Raw genomic sequence first — 2,750 nt, 5'->3', positions numbered from 1 at the left:
AGCAACTGGAAACTTCTATCACTGGGCATAGGCGCAGACATAGGAACTCACATCGTCAGCAAAAGCTGCGGTGCCTATACCCCCCTGGGTAAGCCAATGTCAGACGGGATCGGCTTCGCGCTTACCCTGGTTCACGCCATTCGGGTTGAGAACCGACTCATTGGTGTTGTTGCTGATGAAGTCGCTGTTACCGCGGATATCCCCGCTCCAGCTCCCGTTCAGATTGAGGATCATGCCGGCGTTGCCCGCCACTGTGCCGTTGATCCAGGTCCCGTAATTGTGGATCTGCCCAAACGTGCCGCCTCCGCCATTGCCGATCACGCTGCCGCTCCAGCTGCCGCCCGCCTTGTTGAAAATAGCGTTGCTGTTCCCCACAATGTCGCCCACCCAGTGGGCACCATTCTCATTGTGAATCTGGTCATAGGCAGCCAAGACGTTGCCGGTCCAAGTCCCGCTGTTGGAGACGCCGCCATTGGTCGAGAGGTCGCCTATCCAGCTGGCGCCTGCCGCATTGCGAATGCCGCCATTATTGCTGACAACATCACCCACCCAGTGGGCACCACTCAAATTATTGATCTGGCCGGCGTTGGTCAGCACCTTGCCGGTCCACACGCCCGGCGCATGGTTGTTGATGTCACTGGTATTGCTGGCGATATCGGCGTTGTACACCGCGTAATTGTCGAACGCGGCGGCATTGTCGAGATCGTCATGCACCGTGCCAAAATTGATGAGATGACCGTTGTTGACGATGTTGTTGGGGACACGGATCGTCAGTGTCGCGCCTTCCGCCACATAGAGCGTCGCGCCGTGGTCAATCGTCGCCGACTCGAACGAGGCCATGTCGGTCGACATGCCGGTGCCGATCTGCAGCGTCCCGCCGGTCACCGACAGGCCGCCCAGCATGATCCCGCCGCCCAGCGTCAGCGTGCCGACCCCCTGCTTGACCAAGGCAGCAGTTTCGCCGCCGATGGTGCCGAGGAAAGTCGTGTCGGTCTCGTCGCCCACCGTCAGCGTCATGCCATCGGCGATCTGCACGGAGCCGCCCTCGGAGCCGCCGCCCAACAATGAGCCGATGGTCTCGGAATCGGTCAGTAGGAGCGTTGCACCCGCCACATTGGCGATGCTCACCGCACTGGTGTCGGCCAAGGCATTGCCGTTGCGAAGTTCCAGCACGCCGGCGGCGATCACGACGGAGCCGGTGAAGTCATTGTCGTTCGTCAACACCACGGCGCCGCTGCCGGACTTGATCAGCCTGCCGGTACCCGTGAGCGCGGCGTCGACAATCGCTGTCCCGCTGTCGGGCCGGAGCATGAAGGCCTCCGAGGCGTCGATGGTCGCGCCGATCGACAGCGCTTCGGCGCTGGTCAGTTCGTAAACATCGGTGGTCACGGCGGCGCTCAGGGGTGCCGCCAGACTGGGTGTAGTGCGGCGTATTGATCGTCAGCTGGCTGACGTCGCCGCCCGATTGCGAGATCGAATTCGTGGCATTCAAAATGCCGAAGCCGGACGCCGCGCCGCCCGTTATCGTGGTGTCGCGTGTGAAAAACGCGCTCGGACCGAATTGCTCATCGCGGCCAATGCTGAGCTGCCCGGTCCCACTGAGCTTCAGCATGTCGACGGTATAATCCGAGAAATTCTGTTTGCTGCTTCTGATGGTGAACAGCCCGCCACTGAGGTCGAGCCCGAGGGCGGACCACCCCCTATTGCTCATCGTTGGCGTGCCGCTGGTGACGATCGCCCAGTCGCCTTCGGATGGCAGTGTGGCTGTTGTCTCGACGACATTTCCGTCCGCATCCAGGACGATGGGATCCCAGTTGGGTGGGCGCGCATAGCCCGGGCTGGTATCACCCCCGCTCCAGGTGAAGACCAGACCTTCCGCACTGGCCCCCGGCACGCTGGCCAGCAGCGCCGTGCCGGCCATCCCGGCAAGTAGCCGGCAGCGCAATGTCCCGAAATCAGCATAGGCAACAGCGCCGCCGCAGCCGCTATGCTGCGCCGGCCAATTCAACTGCTATCTGTTCACGGACTGTCCCCCGCCCATCCCCCGACTTGCGGGGTGCCCTCGTTAACAAGACGTTAACGCCCTCCTCGGGCGTGGGCTAACCCAAAAACGGGTCGGCGGCCTTATCCTGTTGATGTTTGACGCCGCACGAGCTGCGGCCCGGCCGGCATGGAGTCGGAGGCTGCCGAAGTCATCATGAACTGATCAACGCTTCTTGGTGTCGTTGCCTTCGGAGCGCGAAAGGCTCACGTTCCCCGCTGACCACATGGCCGTTAGGCTGCCAGCTCGCCGACATCGATTGGGCCGCTCGGCAAAGCGAGTTACCATCGCGTTACATGCATTGAAATGAGAGGACAGGCCGTGATTACTGACGTGGATCGCAAGCATTTGCAGCGTTTTGTCGAACTGGCCGCCCAGGCCTTGAGCACAGGCGACGAGCCGTTTGGGTCGGTGCTGGTGTCCTCAACTGGGGACGCGCGGTAGCTTGCTGGCGGCGCTCTCGATTGGGGCAGGGGGGCTTGCTGGGCTGGTGCAGGCGCTCGGACTGCTGCGCTGGGTCATGTGCTCGTCCCCAGCCTTGCCGCGATGTACGTGGCTCCTGGTGCAAGCGAGATCGACCAATCGATGTGAGAGCGGCGGTGCAAAATTAGTCCACGGTAGCGGCGGGATAGTCCCGCTTCGGGCGGCGTAAAAGTCGGCCACCTATCTTCCTTCTGCGACGCTTGCAGGAGGGTTGGGGATCTATACC

3 protein-coding genes are annotated in these 2,750 nt (G+C 62.1%); 1 reads left to right on the top strand and 2 read right to left on the bottom strand.

The genetic code is table 11. The features are described 5' to 3' along the window. Positions 1-99 precede the first annotated feature (99 nt). Together ACX3OZ_RS20765 and ACX3OZ_RS20760 are read right to left on the bottom strand one after the other, a co-directional pair. Complete coding sequence (locus ACX3OZ_RS20765; protein ID WP_459105496.1) at positions 100-1,311, bottom strand: autotransporter-associated beta strand repeat-containing protein; 1,212 nt, start codon at positions 1,309-1,311, stop codon at positions 100-102. After that, positions 1,205-2,008 carry a hypothetical protein gene (locus tag ACX3OZ_RS20760; RefSeq protein ID WP_459105495.1) on the bottom strand — a complete coding sequence of 268 codons (804 nt, stop codon included), beginning with the start codon at positions 2,006-2,008 and terminating at the stop codon, positions 1,205-1,207. The genes ACX3OZ_RS20765 and ACX3OZ_RS20760 overlap by 107 nt, the downstream gene beginning before the upstream one ends. A gap of 354 nt (positions 2,009-2,362) precedes the next feature. Here ACX3OZ_RS20760 and ACX3OZ_RS20755 point away from each other — a divergent pair, with 354 nt between their 5' ends. Continuing rightward, positions 2,363-2,485 carry a hypothetical protein gene (locus tag ACX3OZ_RS20755; RefSeq protein ID WP_459095780.1) on the top strand — a complete coding sequence of 41 codons (123 nt, stop codon included), beginning with the start codon at positions 2,363-2,365 and terminating at the stop codon, positions 2,483-2,485. Positions 2,486-2,750: the final 265 nt, after the last annotated feature.

This window comes from Devosia sp. A369, from assembly GCF_054489345.1.
The sequence above is the reverse complement of the archived record's forward strand: the minus strand, read 5'-3'. Positions and strand labels throughout refer to the sequence as shown.

Excerpts from the sequence above, each read along its gene's own strand:
- ACX3OZ_RS20765 (WP_459105496.1), bottom strand. The coding sequence starts at position 1,311 with ATGCTCCGGCCCGACAGCGGGACAGCGATTGTCGACGCCGCGCTCACG.